The organism is Streptomyces sp. NPDC049541, assembly GCF_044465725.1.
GTDB lineage: Bacteria > Actinomycetota > Actinomycetes > Streptomycetales > Streptomycetaceae > Streptomyces.
On the sequence record NZ_JBITLY010000019.1, the window covers coordinates 1 to 22,386 of the forward strand.

Consider the following 22,386-nt stretch of genomic DNA (forward strand, 5'->3'; position numbering starts at 1 on the left):
AGAACGAGTCCCGGATTCTGGTCCACGACGCCCACGCCGAGTCCCCGACCACCGCCTTCGCCCTGTCCCGGCTCGCCGACCCGGACACCCTGCACAACACCCCCATCGGTGTCTTCCGCAACGTCGACCGGCCGGTCTACGACACCCAGATGACCGACCAACTGGACACCGCGATCGAACAGAACGGCAAGGGCGACCTGGCCGCACTGCTGGCCGGCGGCGACACCTGGACGGTGCACCGATAGCGTTCACTCTCTGGTCATTGCAATGAGTGGAGTGCGGATTGTTGCATTAGGTTCAAAGCTGTTGCAACGAATTCTCGCCATCTACCTGCTGTTATGGCGGCTATGCGCAACAGGCATGTTGCGGACTTCATGAACGCAACGTAGCGTTTCCTTCATCGGAAACAGCAGATCCAAGGAGTGCACGATGCAGAAGTTCGACACCCCCGCCCCCATCTCGGCCGTCCTGCACATCTCCGCGGGACGCATCCGGTTCGTCGCCGCGGACCGGGCCGACACCACCGTCGAGGTCCAGCCCCAGGATCCCGCCAAGAGCCGCGACGTGAAGGCGGCGGAGCAGATCACGGTCGCCTTCGGTGACGGCCTCCTGCGGATCGAGGCCCCGGAGGCCAAGAACCGGATGCTCGGCGACTCCGGGTCCGTCGAGGTGACCGTCCAACTGCCCGCCGGCTCCCACGTCGAGGCGAAGGCGGCCCTCGCCGAGCTCCGGAGCGTCGGACGGCTCGGCGACGTCACCTTCGAGGGCGCGCAGGCCACGGTCGAGCTCGACGAGACCGCCGGCGCCCACCTCACCCTCCAGAACGGCGACATCTCCGTCGGCCGCCTCGGCGGCCCCGCCGAGATCAGCACCCAGAAGGGCGCCCTCCACATCACCGAAGCCGTGAAGGGCAAGGTCACCCTGCGCACCGAGCACGGCGACATCACGGTCGGCGCCGCCCCCGGAGTCTCCGCCTCCCTGGACGCAGGCACCACCTACGGCCGCGTCCACAACGCGCTCAACAACAGCGACGGCGGCAACGCCGGCCTCGACATCCACGCCACCACCTCCTACGGCGACGTCACCGCCCGCAGCCTCTGAAGGAGCACCCCGCTCCCTGTCGGCCTCGCACCACCGAGGGCGGCGTACCCCGACACCCCGTCGGTGTACGCCGCCCCGTCCGTGTGCGGCCGTGCGTTCGAGCCGGGAACGAGGACCGCGCAGGCGCGCTCCAAGTCCGCTCATGTGTTCTTCAGGAACGGCCACTGAACGGCAGTGGTCCATAAGGAGGTTTCGCATGGCCCTGCGCGATGTGTTCCAGTCCCTGAACGAGACCGACGCCGTCGCCTCTCCGACCGAGACCCGCCTCGCGGGCGAGGGTCTCATCGACCCCGAGAAGGCCGCCGTCCTCAACAACAACGAGGAAGCCGCGGACGCCCCCATGACGGTCCTCAGCCAGATCAACGAGGCCTGAGAAGCAACCACCAGAGGGCTGCCCGGGAGCGCTCCGCTCCCGGGCGCCACGCACCGGAAAGGTTGGCATCCGCATGACCGCAGCCACTCCTCTGCCCGCCGCCCTGACCGGCAGACTCCTCGGGGACGCCGCCTGGGGCGTCTCGCACCGCGTCGAGAAGCAGGCCGTCGACCCCGCGGCGCTGCTCACGTCGGACGCCATCCGGCGGCTGCTCGACGCCAGTCTCCTCAAATGGCCCTACTTCACCCTGCTCAAGCACGGTGAGGTGCCCACGGTGTCCTCGTACACGACCAAGCGGGACGTGATCGGGCACAAGGTCGCCGGATTCGCGGACTCTCGGGCCGTCGGCCGCCACATGGCGGGCGGCGCCTCCCTCAAGCTCAACCAGGTGGGCGACTGGCACCGGCCCACCCGCGACATCGCGCGGCAGCTGGAGGAGATGCTGCCCGTGGCCGTCAACTCCTACGTCTTCTGGACGCCCGAGGAGTCGCGCGGCATGCTCCCCCACCGGGACGCCGCCCATGTGCTCGTCATCCAGCTCGAAGGCCGCAAGGAGTGGCACCTGTACGCCGAGCCCGACCAGATCGGCGCCTCGGCGGGCCTGGACGTGGACGCCGCTAGGCCCACGCATGTCTTCACCCTCGAACCGGGCGACGTGCTGTATCTGCCGCACGGCTGGCCGCACGACGCGGTCGCCCGCGGCGGCGACTCCGTCCACCTGACGTTCACGCTCACCGAGCCGACCCCGGAGGATCTGGTCGACGCGCTCCTGCGGCGGTTCCTGGAAGACGAGCACAACCTCGTCCACCACTTCCACACCCGCCCGCTTCCGGAGCGCACCAGCGAGGTCCGCTCGGCTCTGACCGAACAGGCGAAGACGCTGGACGGCGCCCGCTGGGCGGGTACGGCGCTTGAGACGATGCGTGAGGCGATCGGCTGATGACCACCACGACCACCGAGATCCGCGAGGCCGCCCCGGCGGCGGAGCACGCCGGGCACGACGGGATGCCCACCCGGCTGGAGCACCTGGTCGGCGACACCGACGCCTTCTTCCGCGACCACTGGGCGAACCAGCCCGTCCTGCTGCGCGCGCACAGCGACCTCACCCGGCTCATCACCGAGCAGGAGATGTGGGACGAGGTCGAGTGCGGCCTGCTGTCCCGGCCGTACTTCACCGTCTTCAACGAGGGCGTGCGCACCGCGATCAGCGACATGACCCGCAAGCGCCGGGTCGTGGGCCACGAACTGCCCGGCTACATCGAGCCCGAGCGGATCCGTGAGGACTTCGCGGCCGGCGCCACCTTCAAGTTCAACCAGGCCGAGCACTGGCACCCGCGCATCCGCACGCTCGTCAAGGCCCTGGAGCCGTACTTCAGCGGCGGACTGGAGTCCTTCGTCTTCCTCAGCCCGCCCGGCAAGACGGCGATGCAGGCCCATATGGACGGTGCACACGTCTTCATCCTGCAGGTCGCCGGCGTCAAGGACTGGGTGGTGGGCCGCATCGACTCCACCTCCACCAGCGACTCCACCCTGCACGAAGGCGTGATCCCGGACGACCGCCGCATGGAGCTGACCCTGCGCCCCGGCGATGTGCTGTACATGCCGCACGGCACACCGCACTACGCCACCGCACGCGAGGGCAACTCCATCCACATCGCCATCACCATCGAGGAGCCCACCGCGCAGAACCTCGCCGAGGTGTTCCTCGCCGGCTTTCTCGGCAGCTCCGCCTTCAAGACCCTGCACGACAGCCACCACCGGCACTCCCTCCGGCAGCGCACCGAACTGCTGCGCGAGGCCCTGCTCGCCCACCTTGCCGGCACCGACGAGCACTCCGTGACCCAGGCCGCCGTCACCCTTCGCAGGGAGCACCGGTGACAGGGCTGCGGGTGTCCCGCCGCGCGCCCTGGATGAGCGGCGGGGGGCCCGCAGCCGTCACCGAGGGAACCCTGCGCACCACCGGCCTCGCGGACACCTGGGCCCGGCTCGCTCCGGAGCTTCCCGCCCGCGGTATCACCCGGGTCGCCGACCTCACCGGCCTCGACATCCTCGACGTCCCGGTGTGGACGGCGATCCGGCCCGCCGCCGCCACCCTGGTCGCCAGCGCCGGCAAGGGCCTCTCGCACACCGCCGCCCGGATCTCGGCGGTCATGGAATCCCTTGAAGTCGCCGCCGCCGAGCAGACCCGGCCCGCCGTCACCGCCCGCGACACCGCCGGCGTGCTGGCCCCGGGCTACCGGGTCGACGAACTGTCCCTGCACCCCGTCTCGCTGGTCGACGACCGCACCGTGCTCGACTGGACCGGCGGCTGGGACCTGGCCTCCGGCGCGCCGGCCCTCGTCCCGTCGGCCGCCGTCGGCCTGCGCGGCTGGGCCGCCGACCGCTGGCAGCCGGCCACCTTCGTCACCACCACCAACGGCCTGGCCTCGGGCAACGACCACGTCGAGGCCGCACTCCACGGACTGCTGGAGGCCGTCGAACGAGACGCCCTCGCCCGGCTGCGCGAGGGCGACGCGGTGGCCACCGACCTGGACACCGTAGGGGACCGGCTCGGCGCGGTGGTCGCCCGGATCCGCGCCGCCGGAGCCGATGTCGCCCTGGAACGCATCCCGTCCGTGCCGGGCACCTGGGCGTACACCTGCTGGCTCACCCAGCCCGAGATGTGGCAGATCTTCGCCGGGTCCGGCTGTCACACCGACCCCGCGATCGCCGCCGAACGGGCCCTGCTGGAGGCCGTACAGAGCCGGGGCTCCACCATCAGCGGCGGACGCGACGACATCCCCGAGTGGACCTTCCGCCGCCTGGGCGCCCCCGCCGACCGGCCCCGTCCCACACCGCGGCGCACCGAACCGATGCCCTCCGGGACCCGGCCGGCAGCATCGCTCGGCGAGGTGCTGGACGGCCTCGTCACCGCCGTGCACCGCACCACCGGCCGGCCCGTGATCGCCGTCGACCTCACCCCCGGCCGGCAGCCGTGGCCCGCCGTCGTCCAGGTCTTCGCGCCGGGGCTCGGGCTCGCACTCCAGCACCCCCGCCCGCAGTCCCTCGCCAGCAGGAGCTTCGTGTGACACCCCGTCGCATCGCCTTCGTCGGCCCCACCCTGCCCGAACGGCAGCGGCCCGCGGGCCCCTTCGAATACCGGCCGCCCGTGAAGCACGGTGACCTCTTCGACCTGTGCCTGTGCCCCGGCGACCAGGTACTGATCGTGGACGGCGTCTACCAGCACTTCGCACCCATCCGGCACAAGGAGATCCTCGCCCAGCTCGCCCGCGGCGTGCACGTCGCCGGCACCGCCAGCCTGGGCGCGCTGCGCGCCGCCGAGCTGGCCGACTTCGGCATGCAGGGCCTCGGCCAGGTGTACGCCGAGGCCCGCGCCGGCCGGTTGGCCGCCGACGCGGACGTCGCCGTACTCCACACCGACGACAGCGAGGGCGCCCGCCGGTTGACCGAGGCGATGGTGTCCGTCCGGCAGGGACTGGCCGAACTGCTGCAGGCACGGCGGCTGGACACCGGTCAGGCAGCCCGCCTCGAACAGGCCGCCGGCCGACTGCACTTCACCGAACGCTCCGCCGCGGGCCTGCGCCACGCTGCCGGCCCCGACCGCGATGCCATGCAACTGCTGCTGGACCACCTGGGCCGGCACGGCGACATCAAGACCCGCGACGCCCGCCACGCCCTGGACACCCTGGCCTCCCGCCCCGTCCCACAGCCTGCCCCCGGCCCCGGCACCGCCGAGGCCTGGCCCAGCTCCTACGGCAGGGAATGGGACTTCGAGCACCGGCCGCTCAAGCCGGGCTCCGCCGTCAGCGCCCGACTCGCCCTGGCCTGCCTGCAGTTGTTCGCCGCGGACTTCCCCGAGCGGCACCGCGCCTACGCCCTGCGCCTGGCCGCGGCCACCACCGGCCGCACCGGCTCTGCCGGAGCGATCCTCAGCGCGGCCGGGTTCGCCCCCGCCTCCCGCCCCGACGCCCACCTGGCCCGGCCCACCGAGGCCACCGCCGGCTGGAGCGCGGACGAACGGCTGCTCGCCCGCACCTTCCGCCTGCCGCCCGGCCGGCTCGTCTACCAGGACCTGCCCGCCGAAGCCGTCGCCGGCACCACCCTGGACGAAGTGGAGGAGCGGTGCCTGAGGCTGCTGCTGCCGTCCTCCGCGCAGGCCGCCCCGACCGCACACCGGCACGCCCTGCTGCGGCAGTTGTGGCAGGCCGATTCGGACCACGGTCACCGGCTGTGCGCGCTGGAACGCGGCTTCCGTGACACCGCCGAGGCCGCCCGGCTGGCCGGCGCATTCGACCTCGCCCTGATCTCGCGGCTCCTGCACGCGCCGGCGGCCCGATGAGCCCCACCACCGCACCGGCCGCCGGTCTGCTCACGCAGGGCATGTCCCTGGCCGAGGCGCTGTGTGCGGAGCCGCGGCCCACCGAAGTGGCCGCCTACGGCGACGACGGACTGCTGCTGCGCGTCGACGTCCCCACCCGGCAGGGTGCCGAACAGCAGCACCTGGTCCACTACCGGCGCCACCCCGACGGCACCTGGGAACCCACCTGGACGGTGCCCTGGGGCACCCAGGCGCTGCCCGTGCCGGGCGGATACGTGTGTGTCCGCCGCGCGGGCGGGCGCACCCTGGTGGAACTGCGGCCCGCCGACGGCGGACCCGAACAGGTCCTGCTGACCACCCAGGGACGGGTCGGCGTCCTCGCCCCCCGGCCGGGCGGCGGCTGGATCGCGGTGACCACCAGCACCTTCGGCGGTCCGGGAGAGCACCCCGAGGGCCTGCTGGCGGGCTCCGACGCCGTCTGGGCCGCGGGCTCCGACATGACGCTCAGCCACGCCAAACAGCCGCAGGGCGAGTGGCAGGTCCACCTCGTACCGCTGGACGGCACCGCCCCGCGCCGGCTCACCCCCGACATCCCCGCGGACCTCGCGCTCACCGGCGAGGCGGCCTGGCCCACGTCGGCCACGCTGCTCCTCGGTGCCCACCGCCACCACCGGCACGGAGTACGCAACTTCGGACTGCTCTCCCTGGCCGTCGACGCAGGCGACGCGACCCGCGAACTGTTCTCCGACACCGTCGACCTCTGCTACCCCGTGCAGGGCCCCGACGGGCAGGTCGCCTACCTCGGCACCACACCACGCCACGACAACGAGCCCATCGCCCAGTACGCCTGCCTCGTCGGTGAGGAGCTCCACCAGCCCGTCCTGCTGGCCGCCGAGGACGGCCTGTGGCAGCGCCCGGTCGGCTGGGACGGGCCGCGCCGACTGGTGTGCACCGCCGAGTCCGGGCCCCGCCGCAGCCTGTACGTCCACGACCTGGACCACACCACCTGGCGGCCGGTGCCCGCCCGGGCGTCGGTGATGAACGCCCGGATCCACGCCGGCCGGGCCGCCGTCCTGACCTCCGCCCCCGACATGCCGCCCGCTGTGGAGGTCACCGGTCTGCACACCGGCACCGGCGAACACGTCGTGTCCGCCGAGGCGCCGGCGCTGCCGGGCCGGCTCCAGTACCGGCCGCAGCGGATCCCCGGCCTGGACGGCGACGTCGCCAGCTGGGTGTGCCTGCCCGACCAGGGCCCGCCCCACGGCACCGTCGTCTTCTACCACGGCGGTCCGTTCCAGAGCTGGAGCGACTGGTCCTGGCGGTGGAACCCGTGGCCGTTCGTCGCCTGCGGCTTCGCCGTCGTCCTCGTCGAACCCCCGCTGAGCCTCGGCTATCCCGACGCCGTCCGCACCGGCTGGCGCCAGTGGCGCGGCGGAATCGCCGCCAGCGCAGCCGCCCAGGTCGAGGCGGTCCGCGCCGCGGAAGGCCTGCTGGACTCCCCCCTGGCCCTCATGGGCGGCAGCTTCGGCGGCTACCTCGCGCTGACCACGGCCGACTCACTCAACCCCGACCTGGTCGTCGCACACGCCGCCCCTCTCGACCTCACCCAGGTCGCCGAGGGCAGCGACGTGGGCTGGCAGTGGATACGCGAGTTCGGAGACCCCACCGAGTGGCGCCCGCTCTACCAGCTCAACAGCCTGGCCCCGCGCGCCGTACGGCCCGGCACCCGGGTGCTGCTCTCGCACGGGCTGCACGACGGTCTCGTACCGCCCACGGAGGCCCTGCGCACCCACCGCGCGCTCGCCCGCCAGGGCGTCCGCAGCGAGGTGGCGTTCTTCCGCTCCGAGGCACACCCCCTCAGCCGGCCCGGGAACATCCGCGCCTGGTACCGCTGGGTCCTGTCGGCGGCCGCCGACGAACTCGCCCCGGCAGTCACCGACTCCCCTGCGGGGGCAAGCTCATGACGGGCCGTCATGTCGTCACCAGATCCGCGCTGGCCGAGGGCCTCACCGGCCTCGGCATCCGCCCCGGCGCCACCGTCATCGCTCACACCTCGCTCAGTTCCTTCGGCTACGTCGTCGGCGGCGCCCACAGCGTCCTGCTCGCCCTGCGCGACACCCTCGGCCCCCAGGGCACCCTCGTCATGCCCGCCTTCACCCCGCAGCTGTGCCATCCGCACACCTGGCGCGCACCCGACCTCGCCCGCGCCGCCGCCGACCCGGACACCGCGGCCCAGATGCCCCCCTTCGACCCGCGGCGCACCCCCGTCGCCCGCACCATGGGCGTGCTGCCCGAACTGCTCAGAACCCAGCCCGGCACCCGCCGCTCCAGCCACCCGCACGTCTCCTTCGCCGCCCAGGGCCCCCTCGCCGACGGCATCGTGCGCGACCACCCCGCAGCCTGGCGGCTCGCCGCCCACGGCCCGCTCGGGCGGCTGTGGGACCTCGACGCCACCGTGCTGCTGCTCGGCGCGCCCTGGGAGAAGTGCACCGCCCTCCACCTCGCCGAGTACGCCACCGCCTACCCGGGCCGGCGCGCCGGCCTCTGGGCGGTGCCCGAACCGGACGGGCACGGCCGCACCCGCTGGCTCGAGGTGCCCGAACTCCTCGTGTGGGAAGGCGACTTCGACGGCATCGGCGCCGCCTACGAAGCCGCGGGCGGCCCGCTCGCCACCGCGCGCGTCGGCGGCGCGCTCTGCAGGGCCGTACCGCTGCGGCCCCTGGTGCGTTTCGCCTGCCGCCGGCTGGCCGACCACCGCGACCTGAGCCGGGCGGTGCCCCCGCCCGGCTGGCGGGACGTGGTGGATGCTGAGTCCCCGCTGCCCGCCGGACAACTCGGCGCGGCGCATTCCGATTCGGCGGCCAAGGAGCAGACCCCATGACCAGCGAAGTGTCCCTGCGACCCGTCACCCCCGGCGACCTCGATCTCTTCGAGCGGGAGTTCACCACCGAGGAGGGAACGGGCCCCTTCCAGTGGTTCGGGTTCACCTCCACCCACCGGTTGCGCGCCCGCTTCGCCGAGGACGGGTTGCTCGGCAGCGACGGCGGCGTGCTCACCGTCACCGTGGCGGGCGCCGCCGTGGGCCGCGTCGAGTGGTTCGCCTCCACCTGGGGACGCCCCCACACCTCCTCCTGCTGGACCATCGCCATCGGCCTGTTCCCCGCCGCCCGCGGCCGCGGCACCGGTACCGCCGCCCAACGCCACCTGGTCCGCTACCTCTTCGCCCACACCCGGGCGGAACGCGTCCAGGCCTTCACCGACCACGCCAACCTCGGCGAGCAACGAGCCCTGGAGAAGGCCGGCTTCAGCCGCGAGGGCACCCTGCGCTCCGCCCAGTGGCGCGCCGGCCGCTGGCACGACCAGGTCCTGTACTCGGTGCTGCGCACCGACACACCCCTGTGGGACGAGGAGCCCCGATGACCTCGCAGCCGACCACCCTGCGCCTTGAGAACGGCGTGCGCGTCCTCCTGCAACCGCTGCCCGGCTGCCAGGTCGTCGCCACCTGCCTGCACGTCGGCACCGGATTCCGTAACGAGCCGGTCGCGGGCGCCGCCCACCTGCTCGAGCACGTCCTGGCCCAGGGCGCCTCCAGCAGCAGACCGCTCACCGACGCCGTGGCCGCCACCGGCGGCATCACCAACGCGCGCACCGCGGCCGACTACACCCAGTACACCGCCATCCTCCCGGCCGGCGCACTGGACCTGGGACTGCGCATCGAACACGACCGGCTCACCGACCCCGACCTCGGAGCCGGCCACGTCGCCGCGCAGATCGCCGTCGTCCAGGCCGAGATACGCCGCAACATGCTGCAACGTCCGCACGGCGGGCTGGTCCTGTTCGACCTGCCCGCCCTGCTGCACGACACCTGGGAGAACCGGCACAACGGATACGGCGACATCGAGGCCCTGGAAGACCTCGGCCCCGCCGAACTGGAACGCTTCTTCGAGGAGTCCTACGCACCCGGCAACGTGCACCTCGCCCTCGTCGGCGACTTCGACCCCGACCACGCCCGCGACCTGGTGGAGCACCGCCTGTCCCCGGTGCCCGCACGCACCGGCCGGCCGCACCCCCAGGTCCAGGAGGCCCCGCTCACCGCCCCCCGCCGGGCCCTGCGCGCCGAACGGATCGCGCGCACCGCGCGCACCGCGCTCGGCTTCCGCACCGTGGACCCGGCCACCGATCCCGGCGCCCACCTCGCCACCGTCCTGCTCGGCGAACTGCTGGACACCCTGGGCACCGACTGCGCCTGCCACCCGGGCACCCGGCGCACCTGGGGTGCGTTCCGGGCCCGCGCCCACCGCACCGGCAACCCCTTCGACGTCGCCCGCGACGCGCTGTTCGCCGTGGACTTCCCCCACCCCGTGGACACCGATCCCGACGAGGCCGAACAGTGCCTGCGCTCCGTCCTCGGCACCGTCGCGGACGGCACCGTACGGCTCACCGAACCCCTGGCCCGTATCCGCAGACAGCTCGCCCTCGCGCTGCACGCGGAGCTGGACTCCGTGGCGAGCCAGGCGTCCTGGCTGTGCGTCGGAGCCGCCCTCCACGACGACCCGCTCCACCTGGCCGGCCTGCCGGGCGCCCTGCACCTGCTCCCCGACACCGAGGTGGCCGCCGTCGCCGCCCGCTACGCGGCGGCCCCCGCCGCCCGCCTCACCAGCCTCCCGGCCCTGACAACGCCCTCCGCGACCGCGGCCGCCCCCGCCCGGACAGGAGCCGCAGCATGACCGCCCCCGTCACACCCCGGCCCGCCCCCGCGCAGCCCGCGCCCGCCCCCCGCTTCGCCGCCCCCGTACCCCGCGAACAGGTCACCGGCCGCGGTACCGCCGTCGCCGTGCGGCGGGCCGGAACAGGTGAACTGACCGAAGCCAGGCTGCTGTTCCCGCTGACTCCGGTGCCCGGCCCGCACCAGACCCGGGTCGAGGTGACCGCCGAAGCACTGCGCGACGCCCTCACCGAGGCCGCCGCGGACCTCGCGACCGTACGGGTGGAGGCGCGCAGCGACCGGGCCGTCGTCGCCGTACGCACCTTCGCCGACGACTTCGCCGCCACCTGCGCCCGGATCCGCGACTGCCTCGACGCCGGCCGGGCGCACGAGGCCCGCCGGGTGCGCGAGGCGGCCGACCGCGTCGCCCGGCGGCTGACCGCCGCGGAACCCGCGCCCACCCTCCTCGCCCGCACCGGCTTCCTCGCCGCGGTCTACGGCCCCCACCCCTACGGCGGGGCAGCGACCGCCGCCCAGGCGGCCGACGTCACCGGCCCGCACATCGCGGCCCTGCTGCACAGCGCGGGACCCGCCCGCCGTCACAGCGTCACCGTCGGCCCGAGCCCGGTCGAGGAGCTCCTGGTCCAGGCGGCCGGACTGCTGCCCCGGGCGAGCGGCGCACCAGGTGAGGAGGCCGACCCGCCGGCGCCCGCGCCGAGCCCCCGTACCACCGTGCTCCATCCCGCCACCCCGCAGACCCTGCTCCGCCTGGGCGGCCTGGTACCCGGCCGGGGCCACGACGACTACCCGGCACTGCAGCTGGCCGTGCTCATGCTCGGCGGCTACTACGCCAGCCGCCTCACCCGCGTCCTGCGTGAACGCGAGGGCCTCGCCTACGCGCCGCGCGCGGTCCTGGACCCGCTGGGCCCCCACGCCGTGCTGACCGTGGAGGCCGACGTACGGCACGACGGTGCCACCCGCGCCCTCACCCTCGTCAACCAGGAGGCGGAACGCCTGGCGGCCGGGAGCTTCAGCGCACAGGAACTGCGCAGCGCCCAGAACTACGCCGTCGGTTCCATGGCGATGGCCTGCTCCTCCCGGTCCGGACTGGCCTCGACATACGCCGCGGTGCTGGCGAGCGGCCTGCCCGCAAGCTGGCCGGCCGGCTACGAGGACCGGCTGCGCGCCCTGACCGCGGCCGACGTGGCCCGCGCCGCCGCGACCCACCTGGCCCCGCCCGGCCTGACCGGAGTGGTGGTCGCCCCCACCTGGCTCCCCGGGCTGCCGCCGACCGCACCCGAGGGCTGACAGACCCGGACCGACGACGATGGGATCCACTCTTGTGAAAACGTTCATCCAGCGCACGTTCTCGTCACTGCGCGGGCCGGCCAGGACGCTCGGCGCGCTGCACTTCGTCGACAGCCTCGGCAACGGCTTGTTCATGGCCGGCTCCGCGGTCTACTTCGTCACCGTGGCCGGCCTGTCCGCGACCGTCGTCGGCCTCGGCCTCTCCCTCGCCGGCCTCAGCGGCTTCGTCGCCAGCCTCGTCTTCGGCCGGCTGACCGACAAGGCGGGCGCCCGGCGCCTGCTCGCCGTCCTGCTGCTCCTCCTGGCCGGTGCCTACGCCCTCTACCCGGCCGTCCACTCGCCCACCGCCTACTTCCCGGTGGTCGTCCTGATCGGCGCCCTGGAATACGGCTGCGGACCGGCCTTCGGTGCCCTGATCGCCGAACTGGTCCCGGACGGCGAACGCGTCACCGCGCGGGCGGCGCTGCGCTCCCTGTTCAACGCCGGCTTCTCGGTCGGCGCGCTGGCGGCGGGCGCGCTGATCTCCCTGGGCAAGGACACCCTCAGCCTGCTGCCGCTCGGTAACGGCCTGACCTTCCTGGCGGCGGCCGCTTGGGTGCTGAAGCTGCCCGCGACCGACGCACGGGCCGCCGCCGACGGCGGCAAACCCTTCCGCGTCCTGCGCGACCTGCCCTTCCTCAGCGTCATCGGCTCCTCCAGCCTGCTCGCCCTGCACAGCGCCGTACTGCTCGCCGGAATACCGCTGTGGATCGTCAGGAACACCCATCTGCCGCACGGCGTCGTCCCGTTGATCCTCGCCGTCAACACGGTCCTGGTGGTTCTCTTCCAGGTGGCCGCGGCCCGCGGCTCGGAGAACCTGGACGGCGCCGTCGGCGCCGCCCGCAGGGCGGGACTGGTGAGCGTGCTGGCCTGCGCCGCCCTGGCAGCAGGACGGTTCACCGGATCCTGGGGCACCGGTGCGATCGCGCTCGCCGCGGTCCTGCTGTTCACCCTCGCCGAACTGTGGCAGTCGGCCAGCGGCTTCGGTCTCGGCTTCGGTCTGGCCCCCGAGCAGGCACGCGGCGAATACCTCGGCGCCTTCCATCTGCACATGGTCGTCCAGGCCACCCTCGGCCCTGCCCTGGTCGCCTTCCTGGTCGTCGGCCATGACTCCCTGGGCTGGCTGGTCCTGGCAGCCTTCTTCCTGGCCGGCACGGCGGCGATCGGCCCGTCGGTCGACCGGGCCCGCCGCAACCTGCCGGCTGAACGCCCTGAGCCGACAGCGCACCCCGAGCCCGCACCTCAGTCCCGGACAACTGCCTGACCGGGTCCCGCATGCGCCCTCGTCGCGCGGTGAGGAGACCCCGGTCGAGGCCGTGGACGGCACAACCCCCACAGCTCAGCCGACGTCACGCCAATGGCTGGGCGCCCCGGCCGTCTCCCTTCCCCGGTCCGTCGTACCGGGGAAGGGACACACCACCAGGGCGCCCAGCCTTCGCTTGCTTCGAGGCCCTGCCACCGCCGGCCCGGTGCTGTGAGGCACCGGGCCGGCGGTGGCCGCCTGCCGGGCCGGACGGGGGATCACGGCCCGGGGTCAGGGGCGGCGGTCAGCCGATGTACTCGGGCTCGTGCTCGTGGCGGGCGCCGGGGATCGGGGCGGCGGCCGGGAGGCGGTTGAGTTTCTCGCCCTCCACGTCCATGTTCGGCAGCAGCCGGTCCAGCCAGCCCGGCAGCCACCAGGCGGACCTGCCGAGCAGGGCGAACAGGGCCGGGACCAGGGCCATGCGGACCACGAAGGCGTCGAAGAGGACGGCGGTGGCGAGGCTGAAGCCGATCATCTTCACGAAGTCGTTCGTGTCCAGGATGAAGCTGGAGAAGACGCTGGTCATGATGATCGCGGCGGCGGTGACGACTCGTCCGCCGTAGCGGAAGCCGGTGACCACGGCATCGGAGGGGCTCGCCCCGTGGACGTACGCCTCGCGCATCCGGGCGACGAGGAAGACCTCGTAGTCCATCGCGAGACCGAAGACCACACCGATCATGAAGATCGGCAGCGTGCTCATGACCTGGCCCGTCTGGTGGATGCCGAAGACCTCGGCGAGCCAGCCCCACTGGAAGACCGCGACGACCGCGCCGAGCGCCGCGCCGACCGAGAGCAGGAAGCCCAGGGCCGCCTTGAGCGGGACGAGGACGGAGCGGAAGACCAGCATCAGCAGGAGGAAGGCGAGGCCCACGACCAGCCCCAGGTAGGGCAGGAGCGCGTCGTCGAGAGTCTTGGAGAAGTCGATGTAGAGGGCGGTCTGGCCGCTGACCAGGACCGTGGCGTTGTCGGAGGACCGGAAGTCGTCCTTCATGCCGCGGATGGTCTTCACCAGCTCCTCGGTGGCGTCGTCCATCGGGCCGGTCTTCGGTACGACCGTGATGATCGCCGTGTCGCCCTTGGGGTTGACGGACGCGGAGCTCACCGTCGCGACGTTCTTCACCTTGACGAGCTGCTCGCCGACCTTGCCCGCCGCGGCGGCCGTGTCCTTGCCCTGGACCGTGATGGTCAGCGGGCCGTTGAAGCCGGCTCCGAAGGAGGCGGACAGCATGTCGTACGCCTTGCGCTGGGTGGTGTCCTTCGCGTACGTGCCCTCGCTCGGCAGACCGAGCTGCAGGCTGGCCGCGGGGATGGCGAGGGCGCCGAGGCCCACGACACCGACGACCAGGACGGCCAGGGGCCGCCGGACGACGAACGTGCCCCAGCGGGTGCCGATGTTCGGCTTCTGACGTGCGGCCCGCTTGTCCGCCTTGCGCTGCTGACGTTCGCTCAGCGGCTTGCCGTAGAACCGCTTGCGCTCGGCGCGGGGCATGACCTTGATCGGTGCGAAGCCGAGGAGGGCGGGAACGAGGGTGACAGCGACGAGGACCGCGATGGCGACCGTTCCGGCCGCGGCGAGGCCCATCTTGGTGAGCATCGGCACGTTGACCACGGCGAGGCCCGCCAGGGCGATGATCACGGTGAGGCCGGCGAAGACGACGGCAGTGCCGGCGGTGCCGACGGCGCGTGCGGCGGCGTCCTGGCGCTCGCGGCCCTCGGACAGCTCGGAGCGGTAGCGGGAGATGACGAACAGGGCGTAGTCGATGCCGACCGCGAGGCCGATCATCATCGCCAGCGTGGTGGTGGTGCTCGACAGGCCCAGCGTGGAGCCGAGCGCGGTGATCGCGGAGGTGCCGATACCGACGCCGATGAGCGCGGTCAGCAGGGGCATGCCCGCGGCGATCATCGAGCCGAAGGTGAGGACCAGGACGAGAGCGGAGACCAGAATGCCGATGCCCTCGGCGCCGCCGCCCGCCGCCTCCAGTTTGACCGCGTCACCGCCGGCCTCGACGGTCAGGCCGTCCTTGCGGGACTGGTCGAGGGTTTCGGTGAGGGCGTTGTGCGCCTTGTCGTCCAGTTCGGTGGCGGCGACCTTGTAGGTGGCGACCGAGTAGGCGGTGGTGCCGTCCTTGTTGACGGCGTTCGTCTTGAAGGGGTCGGACACGGCGACCACTTCGGGTGCCTTGCCGAGCCGGGCCACCAGGTCCCCGACCTTGGCCTTCTCCTCCGGGTCTGTGAGCTTGTGGCCCTGCGGGGCGCGGAGCACCACGCGGGCGGTGGCGCCGCTCGCGTTCGCCGCCGGGAACTTCTCCTTGAGCAGGTCGAAGGCCTTCTGGGACTCGGTGCCCGGCATGGAGAACGTGTCGGCCGGCGGCGTGGGAGCGGACGAGGCGGCGACGCCGATTCCGACGAGGGCGGCGAGCCATAGCAGAGTCACCAGGCCGCGTCGCCGGAAGGCGAATCGGCCCACTGATGAGAGGAAGGTGGCCATGGCGTACGGACTCCTGCTCTTGAGCGGATTGTGAGGGGTGGTGGTGCTGCCGGGACCGGTCGCCGGTCACGTGTCCAGGGGGCGGGGGCGGCCTGCAGGTTCGCGAGGTCTGTGGGGTCGCGGCAGTCGTGACCCCGCGGTGTACAGCGTGGCCGGGAGCGCTTGAGGCGTATTTGAAAGAAGCTCGAGCCGAGCCTCGGAGACTGTCCGGACCGAGTTCGGATTCCTTGGAGGCGGAGGCCGAGATCATGACCGTCGAGCTGGTGGGAACCGCCGAACGCCCGCCCCAGAGCCAGAATTTCGCCGCCCTGTACGCGCAGGTCCAGCAGTTCTACGCGCACCAGATGCAGATCCTGGACGCGCACGACACCGAGCGCTGGGCGGACACCTGCACCGAGGACGCCGTCTTCGAACTGCCCTTCTGGTCCGAGCCGTTGCGTGTGCGCGACGGGCTCGCCCACTACGTGCGCGCCGGCGCGGCACGGCAGCGGCGGGCCGGCAGCCGCCTCGATCACTGGGTCGGCATGCTCGACGTACATCCCCAGGCCGACGGGTCGCTGCACACTCGTTGCTCGGCCCTGGTGTGCCTCGCGCCGAGCGGTGACAGTGCCAGGGTCCTGTACGTGTACGTCATGGAGGACGTCCTGGTCCGCACCCACGGCGGGTGGCGCACCGCGCACCGCCGGGTCACCCGCGACGACCTGGCCTAGGCGGCACGAGATGGAACACCGCTGTAATTGAGTTCGAAGTTCCGTACAAGGCAAGGGACTTGGCAGCGTCCGTTGCCTACGGTGGGCCGTGCACATCCCCTCCCTGTCCGCGCCCGCCCGCCGTCACGAACGCGGGCGGGCGCGTCGACGTAGGGGTCGGTGGCCGGCGCCGCACACCCCCGCAGCGCCGAGCACGCAGCTGTCTCACGAGGAACACGAGGAGGAACCCGCCCATGGCTCTGAACGGCTCCGCAGTCGACGAACGGGCACCCCGGGCGGCACGGAAGGCGGTCGCGCACCGTCTGCTGATGTGCCGCCCGCTCCACTTCGACGTGACGTACAGCATCAACCCGTGGATGAACCCGGACAAGCCGACGGACGCCCAGACGGCCCTGCTCCAGTGGGAGCAGCTGCGGGAGCTGTATGTCTCGCTCGGGCACACGGTCGAGCTGGTCGAGCCGGTCGAGGGCCTGCCGGACATGGTGTTCGCCGCCAACGGCGCCACCGTGGTGGACGGCAAGGTGCTCGGCGCCCGGTTCCGGCACCGGGAGCGGACCGCGGAGGGGCCGGCCTATCTCGACTGGTTCGCGCGCAACGGCTTCCAGGAGCTGCTGTGGCCGGAGCACATCAACGAGGGCGAGGGCGACTACCTGCGCGTGGGACGCCGGATGCTGGCCGGCACCGGCTTTCGGACCGACCCCCGCTCGCACGCGGAGGCCCAGGAGTTCTTCGGCATCCCGGTGACGGGCCTGACCCTGGTCAACCCGAAGTTCTACCACCTGGACACGGCGCTCTCGGTGCTCTCCCCGGACGAGGTCATGTACTACCCGGCGGCCTTCAGCGCGGGCAGCCAGGCGGTGCTGCACGAGATGTTCCCGGACGCGGTCCTCGCCTCGGATCAGGACGCCGCGGTCTTCGGCCTCAACGCCTTCTCCGACGGGCTCAACGTGCTGCTGCCCCAGGCGGCCACCGGTCTCGTCGCGCAGCTGAAGGAGCGGGGCTTCAACCCGATCGGGGTGAGCCTGGGGGAGCTGCTCAAGGCGGGCGGCAGCGTCAAGTGCTGCACCCTCGCGCTGTCGTGACGCGCGGGCCGTCGTGACGCGGCGCCCCGCGGCCGCCGTCGACCGGTGCTCCGGGACACCGCGGCCACGGCGGTACCGCCCCTGAGCGACGCTCAGGGCAGGGCGGTGAACGCGGCGAAGACGTCGTCGAGTTCGTGGGTGTGCACGGTGAGCGACTCGGCCGTGACCGCCGCCGCGTCGAGGACGGCGAGTACGGCCCGCAGGGTCTCGATGCCGGCGTCGCCGGGGATCTGGAGGGTGAGCGTCACGGGGTCGCTCCACGCGTCGCCGAAGCCCGGGCCCGATCCCGCCTGGAAGGCGGCGCCGGCCCGTGCGAGCGCGATCGCGTCGGCGAACCGCAGGCGGATGAGAGCGTCGGGCGGATCATCTCGGGGCGCCTGCCGGGATCTGGGGTCGCCGGAATCGGGATCGCCGGCCGGTCGGTCCGCGCCGGGCTCCCGGTACGTCGGCACGGGCGAGAGCGATGCGGCGAGCCGGCGGCCGAGCCCGCGGGCCGCGTTCCCGTCCGTCCCGGCCGCGAGGGCCGGTTCGTGGCCGAGGGCCGCCGGCCGCGGGAAGCTGCCGTCGGGCGGGGGAGAAGCCCAGGGGGTGTGTGTCACGGGTACTGCCCTCGCCTTCGCTGGAAAGTCGTCGTTCGGATGCCGGGGTGCCGTTGCCGCTGTTCGTTCACCGCAGGGCCTCCGGCTCGTCCGGGGCCGGCACGATCACCGTGCCGAACCCGTCGTCGGTGAACATCTGCTCGGCATGCACGCAGCCGGTCATCTTGGGGACCATGCCGTCGCTCAACTCCGGCCGGAGCTTCTCCAGTTCGCCGGCCGTGAGCCGCGGGACGACCTCGCCACCGTGCGGCCGGCCCGCGTACTGCCGCGTCGCCGACGGACCGGGCCCCCTCCAGGGCCGGGTGCACGATGACGGCGCCCATGGGCACGACTCCTTCTGCGGGGGGATTCCGGCCGTGGGCCGGGCCCGATGACCGGTGGACATGCGCTTGAGCACGGCAGGAGAACACTTGGCTGTGATGCGGGCTCTTGGAAAGGTGAATACCTGCCGGCCCGGGCTGTGGCTGCGCCGTAATCATCGCGCGCGGACGCGGGCCGACGGAACATCGATTCCCGTCAACTCGCACGGAATGGCGGCTGCTTCTATTACTGTCCAATTGGGTCCGCCCCACCGAGGGATGATGATTCACTCTCCGCTCGAAAGTGAATCGTGGACGGCTTGAATTGGAGTGGAATGATGAGCAGCAACCCGTTCGACGAAGCCGACGGCCGGTTCTACGTTCTGGTGAACGACGAGCAGCAGCATTCGCTGTGGCCCTCGTTCTCCGAGGTTCCCGTCGGCTGGCGCGTCGTGTTCGGCGAGGAGAGCCGCGACAAGTGCCTCGCATACGTGGAGGAGCACTGGACCGACCTGCGGCCGCAGAGCCTGCGGGACGCGATGGACGCCGGTACGGCCGGCGCCGACGCCGCGTGAGGTGACCGGGCACCGCCCGGTATTGCCATGGGGGTGGGCCCCGGTGCTGTCGCTGCAGCGCCGGGGCCCACCCCCATGCGTGCCGTCTCAGGCGGCCGAGCGCGCGGTCTCCACGGTCCTGCCCAGCTCCTGCTGGGTGCGCCGCAGCACGATCGAGTCGGCGATCTCGCCGCTGCGCATCGCGATGTTCGACAGCAGGGCGGACGTCAGGCCGTGGGTGTGCTCGGTGCCGCCCTGGAGATAGACGCCACAGGCCAGCCCCGATGCGCTGACGAGGCGATAGTCGCGCGTCACCCGGTGCCTGCCCTTCTCGTCGCGCTCGAAGTGCCGGTCGAAGTCGCCGAGCAGGCGGGCCGGGTCCACGCCGTCGTAGCCGGTGGCGAACACGATTGCGTCGACGGCCAGTTCCGTCGTCCGGTCGTCGAGCAGCGAGTGCAGGACCACCTGCGCCGCGTCACTGGTCTGTTCGACGTCGGCGACCCGGGTGAGGTTGCGGAAGTGCAGCCGCTGGCTGCCGCGCACCTGCTCGTCGTACGAGCGCTGGTACAGCGCCCGGATGACGTCCGCGTCGACCACCGAGTAGTTGGTGTTGCGGTGATAGCGCCAGAACGAGTCCCGTGCCCGCTCGGTACCGAAGTAGTACTCGTCGACGGCGCTCGGGTCGAACACCTGGTTGGCGAACGGGGTGTCGTCGGCGATGGAGTAGCCGTAGGACGGCATGATCGCGGAGACCTGGGCGTGCGGCAGCGAGTCGTAGAGGAACCGGGTGATCTCGGCCGCGCTCTGGCCGGCGCCGACCACCGCCACGCTCCGCAGGTCGCCCGGGTCCTGTGCGTTGAACCTGCTCAGGAACTCGGAGCTGTGCCACAGCCGTTTGCCGGCCGTCATGCCCTCGGGCAGGCGCGGCACCAGGCCCGTCGAGATGGCCACGTTGCGTGCGGTGACGACGCTGGTGGCACCGTCGCTGCCGCGCACCTCGATCTCGAGGAGGCCGGGTGTCACGGCACCGGCCTCGGTGCGGGGCCGGATCGAGGTGACCTCGGCGCCGTAGGTGACCCGGTCGCTCAGGTCGGCTGCCGCCCACTCGAGGTACTGGTGGAATTCCTGCCGGGTCGGGAAGAAGTCCTGGTTGTTCACGAACTGCACCAGCCGGTCCGAGGCGTGCAGAAACGAGATGAAGCTGTACCGGGACATCGGATTCCTGAAGGTCACGAGGTCCTTGAGGAACGAGATCTGCATGGTCGTCGACGGCAGCAGCATGTTCCGGTGCCAGCCGAACGCGGGCTGCCGCTCGAAGAAGCGCGACGTGATCGGATGCTGCGGAGAGCTCGCCTCGTGCTCCTCCAGGGCGATCGCGAGCGACATGTTGGACGGGCCGAACCCGATACCGACCACGTCGTAGATCTCTTGGCTGGGCCTACCCGCTATGTCCATAGAAAATTCTCCCGCTTGCGTCTGGAAAACTTGACCGGTGGCTCGAGAGACCGTCTTGCAGTGTTCTCCGGAGAGTGTCTAAAAGGCAACTCGAGGACGGCACGAAGACTGTTCGACGGACTCATCGGGTGCTCGGCACCCGAAGGCGTTGTCCCGTCGACGGGACGGGCGGTAGGGTCGGCGCGGATTCTCAAGATTTCCGCTTGGCGCGGCCCATGGCGTGTGTGTCCGGAGTAATGCATCAATCTGCCCTGAGCCAGAGCCATGCCCCGATCCAATTGCCGAAAGGTGAATCCGGATGTTCGTGCCTAGATTTTATCGGGAACCGGACAGTTCATGGATTGTCGACCTGATCCGTGGGAACCCGTTGGCGCTGGCGGCGACCAATGGCAGCCCCGAGGACGGTCCCTATGCCACGCACCTGCCGGTCATCTTCGACCCCGAGACGTCCGGCGACTGGTCCGGCGAGCTGCCGGGAGCCACGCTGCTCGGGCACATGAACCGGAACAATCCGCACTGGACGGCGCTGGAGAACGGCAGCGTCCTGCTGCTGACGTTCACCGGCCCGCACTCCTATGTGTCGCCCACCGTGTACGAGGTGACCCCGGCCGCCCCGACCTGGAACTTCACCGCGGTGCACGTCCGGGGCGTGGTGGAGAAGATCGACACGATCGAGGAGACGCTCGGCGTGGTGCAGTCCACCGTGCGCGCCTACGAAGGGGCGTTCGGCAACGGCTGGGACATGACCGAGTCGCTCGACTACTTCCGCAAGATCGTGCCCGACGTGGGGGCCTTCCGGCTCACTGTGACCGGGGCCGAGGGCATGTTCAAGCTCAGCCAGGAGCAGCCGGGCGAGGTGCGCGAGCGGGTACGGGAGTCGTTCGGGCAGCACGGGTGCACGTACAAGCGCGAGGTCGCCGGGCTGATGAACCGGCTGCCGTGACGGGCCGCGGGCCTCGGCTCCGCGTACTTCAGGCGCTGATGGCCGCCGGCCGGATCCGCTCGGCGAGGCCCTCGGGCCGCGTGTGCTCCTCGGGGACGCCCGCGGCCGACGCGGCCAGCACCTTGACGCGCCCCAGCCCGGGCACCTCCGCGCGCTGCGTCGGCGTGCCGAGGTCCTTCAGAGCGCTCGCGGCCGCGCTGTCCAGCGTGGTCGTCACCCACTGCTCGAAGTCGACGCCGAGTTGCTCCGCGGCCTTGTGCCACCACTGAAAACGGCTGCCGGGGACCTGAAGGTGGCGGTTCGGCTCGGCGGGAGTGCGCGGCTGCTGCTCGCTCTGGCGCGCGGCGCGGATGGCGCCGCGCAACTGCTTGGTGGTCCACTGACGCTGCTCGGCGCGGTCGAGCCAGAGTTCCTGTTCCTCGACCGGCATGGAAGCCAGCTCGGCGTGGTGCTGGAAGCTCAGGGCGGGCCGGCGCCGGGTGAGGTCGAAACGCCGTGAGACCCAGGCGTAGTTGCGCAGGGTCTGGTACGACAGCCCGGCGGCGCGTATCCCCCGCTGGTACCGGTCGGTGTAGTGGTCCTTGCCGTACACGAGCCAGTCGGCCAGCCACCAGGCGGACGAGTCGACGACGTCGGCGAGCTGGCGCCCGGCCCGCTCCCACTCGTCGTAGGCCATCATGGCCGGCATCTGCAGGCCCACCCTGGTCGTCAGCACCTGGCCCCGGCGCGGCGCGGTCCCCACGGTGCGCGGCGGGTGCTGCGGGAGGGCGGTTGCCGGGCCGCCGTTCGACCTCGCGGACTGACCGGCCTGACGCGTCATCATGCCTCCAAGAAGGGTCCACATAACCGGCGAGAAGCCTCGCAGCGCGGGGTGGAGCAGGGCCGGAGCGGCACTCGAACGGTTGCGCGTCGAACGTCTTGGTGGCATGGCGTGGGGTGTCCCGCCGACGGGACACCGTACGGCCGTCGGGGCCACCGAGCACGGCAGTGGTCAGAGCCTGTGTCGGAACCCCGGTCGGATCGGCGCGCGGCGTCATGGGGGAGCGTGCGATCGCAAGGCGCCGCAGCGCCCTCGACGGGCAGGAGCCACCAGGGCGTTTCGGCACCGC

21 protein-coding genes and 1 pseudogene are annotated in these 22,386 nt (G+C 72.2%); 17 read left to right on the plus strand and 5 right to left on the minus strand.

What is annotated here, in order from left to right:
- The 13 genes and pseudogenes from ACIBW9_RS40565 to ACIBW9_RS40625 form a co-directional block, all read left to right on the plus strand.
- A pseudogene (locus ACIBW9_RS40565) lies at nt 1-245 on the plus strand (2-oxoacid:ferredoxin oxidoreductase subunit beta); the annotation flags it as partial.
- Nucleotides 246-429: 184 nt separating this feature from the next.
- A complete protein-coding gene (locus ACIBW9_RS40570) occupies nt 430-1,101 on the plus strand; it encodes a DUF4097 family beta strand repeat-containing protein (protein WP_398963273.1) in 672 nt (223 codons plus the stop codon).
- Between the two features lie 196 nt (nt 1,102-1,297).
- Nucleotides 1,298-1,474, plus strand: coding sequence for a hypothetical protein (locus tag ACIBW9_RS40575; RefSeq protein ID WP_398963276.1), 177 nt, complete (start codon nt 1,298-1,300; stop codon nt 1,472-1,474).
- Nucleotides 1,475-1,547: 73 nt separating this feature from the next.
- Complete coding sequence (locus tag ACIBW9_RS40580; RefSeq protein WP_398963279.1) at nt 1,548-2,414, plus strand: JmjC domain-containing protein; 867 nt, start codon at nt 1,548-1,550, stop codon at nt 2,412-2,414.
- Nucleotides 2,414-3,352: a JmjC domain-containing protein gene (locus ACIBW9_RS40585; protein ID WP_398963283.1), complete on the plus strand. Its 939-nt coding sequence runs from the start codon at nt 2,414-2,416 to the stop codon at nt 3,350-3,352. Before ACIBW9_RS40580 ends, ACIBW9_RS40585 begins: the two co-directional genes overlap by 1 nt.
- Nucleotides 3,349-4,542 (plus strand): YcaO-like family protein, encoded by a 1,194-nt coding sequence (locus ACIBW9_RS40590; protein ID WP_398963286.1) that lies wholly within the window; start codon nt 3,349-3,351, stop codon nt 4,540-4,542. The genes ACIBW9_RS40585 and ACIBW9_RS40590 overlap by 4 nt, the downstream gene beginning before the upstream one ends.
- Nucleotides 4,539-5,813 carry a TfuA-like protein gene (locus ACIBW9_RS40595; RefSeq protein ID WP_398963288.1) on the plus strand — a complete coding sequence of 425 codons (1,275 nt, stop codon included), beginning with the start codon at nt 4,539-4,541 and terminating at the stop codon, nt 5,811-5,813. Before ACIBW9_RS40590 ends, ACIBW9_RS40595 begins: the two co-directional genes overlap by 4 nt.
- Nucleotides 5,810-7,756, plus strand: a complete 1,947-nt coding sequence (locus tag ACIBW9_RS40600; protein ID WP_398963291.1) for a prolyl oligopeptidase family serine peptidase — start codon at nt 5,810-5,812, stop codon at nt 7,754-7,756. Before ACIBW9_RS40595 ends, ACIBW9_RS40600 begins: the two co-directional genes overlap by 4 nt.
- A complete protein-coding gene (locus ACIBW9_RS40605; RefSeq protein WP_398963294.1) occupies nt 7,753-8,673 on the plus strand; it encodes an aminoglycoside N(3)-acetyltransferase in 921 nt (306 codons plus the stop codon). Before ACIBW9_RS40600 ends, ACIBW9_RS40605 begins: the two co-directional genes overlap by 4 nt.
- Entirely contained in the window at nt 8,670-9,212 is a 543-nt protein-coding gene (locus ACIBW9_RS40610) for a GNAT family N-acetyltransferase (RefSeq protein ID WP_398963296.1), read from the plus strand. Before ACIBW9_RS40605 ends, ACIBW9_RS40610 begins: the two co-directional genes overlap by 4 nt.
- Nucleotides 9,209-10,519 (plus strand): M16 family metallopeptidase, encoded by a 1,311-nt coding sequence (locus ACIBW9_RS40615; protein WP_398963299.1) that lies wholly within the window; start codon nt 9,209-9,211, stop codon nt 10,517-10,519. Before ACIBW9_RS40610 ends, ACIBW9_RS40615 begins: the two co-directional genes overlap by 4 nt.
- On the plus strand, nt 10,516-11,805 hold the full coding sequence (locus tag ACIBW9_RS40620) for a M16 family metallopeptidase (RefSeq protein ID WP_398963301.1): 1,290 nt from the start codon (nt 10,516-10,518) through the stop codon (nt 11,803-11,805). The genes ACIBW9_RS40615 and ACIBW9_RS40620 overlap by 4 nt, the downstream gene beginning before the upstream one ends.
- Before the next feature lie 34 nt (nt 11,806-11,839).
- Nucleotides 11,840-13,108, plus strand: a complete 1,269-nt coding sequence (locus tag ACIBW9_RS40625) for an MFS transporter (RefSeq protein WP_398963304.1) — start codon at nt 11,840-11,842, stop codon at nt 13,106-13,108.
- A gap of 283 nt (nt 13,109-13,391) precedes the next feature.
- Here the strand turns inward: ACIBW9_RS40625 and ACIBW9_RS40630 are convergent, their stop codons facing one another.
- Nucleotides 13,392-15,635 (minus strand): MMPL family transporter, encoded by a 2,244-nt coding sequence (locus tag ACIBW9_RS40630; RefSeq protein ID WP_398963307.1) that lies wholly within the window; start codon nt 15,633-15,635, stop codon nt 13,392-13,394.
- A 248-nt stretch (nt 15,636-15,883) separates the two neighbouring features.
- Between ACIBW9_RS40630 and ACIBW9_RS40635 the strand changes: the two genes are divergently transcribed.
- Together ACIBW9_RS40635 and ddaH are read left to right on the plus strand one after the other, a co-directional pair.
- Entirely contained in the window at nt 15,884-16,345 is a 462-nt protein-coding gene (locus tag ACIBW9_RS40635) for a nuclear transport factor 2 family protein (protein ID WP_398963309.1), read from the plus strand.
- Between the two features lie 233 nt (nt 16,346-16,578).
- On the plus strand, nt 16,579-17,427 hold the full coding sequence (gene ddaH, locus ACIBW9_RS40640; RefSeq protein ID WP_398963312.1) for a dimethylargininase: 849 nt from the start codon (nt 16,579-16,581) through the stop codon (nt 17,425-17,427).
- 92 nt (nt 17,428-17,519) lie between these two features.
- Here ddaH and ACIBW9_RS40645 read toward each other — a convergent pair whose 3' ends face one another.
- A complete protein-coding gene (locus ACIBW9_RS40645; protein ID WP_398963315.1) occupies nt 17,520-18,026 on the minus strand; it encodes a hypothetical protein in 507 nt (168 codons plus the stop codon).
- A 67-nt stretch (nt 18,027-18,093) separates the two neighbouring features.
- Complete coding sequence (locus ACIBW9_RS40650; protein ID WP_398963318.1) at nt 18,094-18,411, minus strand: hypothetical protein; 318 nt, start codon at nt 18,409-18,411, stop codon at nt 18,094-18,096.
- A gap of 252 nt (nt 18,412-18,663) precedes the next feature.
- Here ACIBW9_RS40650 and ACIBW9_RS40655 point away from each other — a divergent pair, with 252 nt between their 5' ends.
- A complete protein-coding gene (locus ACIBW9_RS40655; protein ID WP_398963321.1) occupies nt 18,664-18,900 on the plus strand; it encodes an MbtH family protein in 237 nt (78 codons plus the stop codon).
- 87 nt (nt 18,901-18,987) lie between these two features.
- Here ACIBW9_RS40655 and ACIBW9_RS40660 read toward each other — a convergent pair whose 3' ends face one another.
- The gene (locus ACIBW9_RS40660; protein WP_398963324.1) at nt 18,988-20,334 is read right to left on the minus strand and encodes a lysine N(6)-hydroxylase/L-ornithine N(5)-oxygenase family protein; all 1,347 of its coding nucleotides are present in this window, start codon (nt 20,332-20,334) and stop codon (nt 18,988-18,990) included.
- Between the two features lie 298 nt (nt 20,335-20,632).
- Here ACIBW9_RS40660 and ACIBW9_RS40665 point away from each other — a divergent pair, with 298 nt between their 5' ends.
- Nucleotides 20,633-21,277 (plus strand): FMN-binding negative transcriptional regulator, encoded by a 645-nt coding sequence (locus tag ACIBW9_RS40665; RefSeq protein ID WP_398963326.1) that lies wholly within the window; start codon nt 20,633-20,635, stop codon nt 21,275-21,277.
- A gap of 28 nt (nt 21,278-21,305) precedes the next feature.
- Here the strand turns inward: ACIBW9_RS40665 and ACIBW9_RS40670 are convergent, their stop codons facing one another.
- Entirely contained in the window at nt 21,306-22,097 is a 792-nt protein-coding gene (locus tag ACIBW9_RS40670; protein ID WP_398963328.1) for an LmbU family transcriptional regulator, read from the minus strand.
- Nucleotides 22,098-22,386 lie beyond the last annotated feature (289 nt).

Bases quoted from the DNA above. Each gene is read 5' to 3' on its own strand.
- ACIBW9_RS40605 (WP_398963294.1), top strand. From the start codon at position 7,753: ATGACGGGCCGTCATGTCGTCACCAGATCCGCGCTGGCCGAGGGCCTC.
- ACIBW9_RS40570 (WP_398963273.1), top strand. From the start codon at position 430: ATGCAGAAGTTCGACACCCCCGCCCCCATCTCGGCCGTCCTGCACATC.
- ACIBW9_RS40615 (WP_398963299.1), top strand. From the start codon at position 9,209: ATGACCTCGCAGCCGACCACCCTGCGCCTTGAGAACGGCGTGCGCGTC.
- ddaH (WP_398963312.1), top strand. From the start codon at position 16,579: ATGGCTCTGAACGGCTCCGCAGTCGACGAACGGGCACCCCGGGCGGCA.
- ACIBW9_RS40575 (WP_398963276.1), top strand. From the start codon at position 1,298: ATGGCCCTGCGCGATGTGTTCCAGTCCCTGAACGAGACCGACGCCGTC.
- ACIBW9_RS40660 (WP_398963324.1), bottom strand. From the start codon at position 20,334: ATGGACATAGCGGGTAGGCCCAGCCAAGAGATCTACGACGTGGTCGGT.
- ACIBW9_RS40620 (WP_398963301.1), top strand. From the start codon at position 10,516: ATGACCGCCCCCGTCACACCCCGGCCCGCCCCCGCGCAGCCCGCGCCC.
- ACIBW9_RS40630 (WP_398963307.1), bottom strand. From the start codon at position 15,635: ATGGCCACCTTCCTCTCATCAGTGGGCCGATTCGCCTTCCGGCGACGC.
- ACIBW9_RS40585 (WP_398963283.1), top strand. From the start codon at position 2,414: ATGACCACCACGACCACCGAGATCCGCGAGGCCGCCCCGGCGGCGGAG.
- ACIBW9_RS40650 (WP_398963318.1), bottom strand. From the start codon at position 18,411: ATGTCCACCGGTCATCGGGCCCGGCCCACGGCCGGAATCCCCCCGCAG.
- ACIBW9_RS40665 (WP_398963326.1), top strand. From the start codon at position 20,633: ATGTTCGTGCCTAGATTTTATCGGGAACCGGACAGTTCATGGATTGTC.
- ACIBW9_RS40610 (WP_398963296.1), top strand. From the start codon at position 8,670: ATGACCAGCGAAGTGTCCCTGCGACCCGTCACCCCCGGCGACCTCGAT.
- ACIBW9_RS40670 (WP_398963328.1), bottom strand. From the start codon at position 22,097: ATGACGCGTCAGGCCGGTCAGTCCGCGAGGTCGAACGGCGGCCCGGCA.
- ACIBW9_RS40655 (WP_398963321.1), top strand. From the start codon at position 18,664: ATGAGCAGCAACCCGTTCGACGAAGCCGACGGCCGGTTCTACGTTCTG.
- ACIBW9_RS40580 (WP_398963279.1), top strand. From the start codon at position 1,548: ATGACCGCAGCCACTCCTCTGCCCGCCGCCCTGACCGGCAGACTCCTC.
- ACIBW9_RS40600 (WP_398963291.1), top strand. From the start codon at position 5,810: ATGAGCCCCACCACCGCACCGGCCGCCGGTCTGCTCACGCAGGGCATG.
- ACIBW9_RS40635 (WP_398963309.1), top strand. From the start codon at position 15,884: ATGACCGTCGAGCTGGTGGGAACCGCCGAACGCCCGCCCCAGAGCCAG.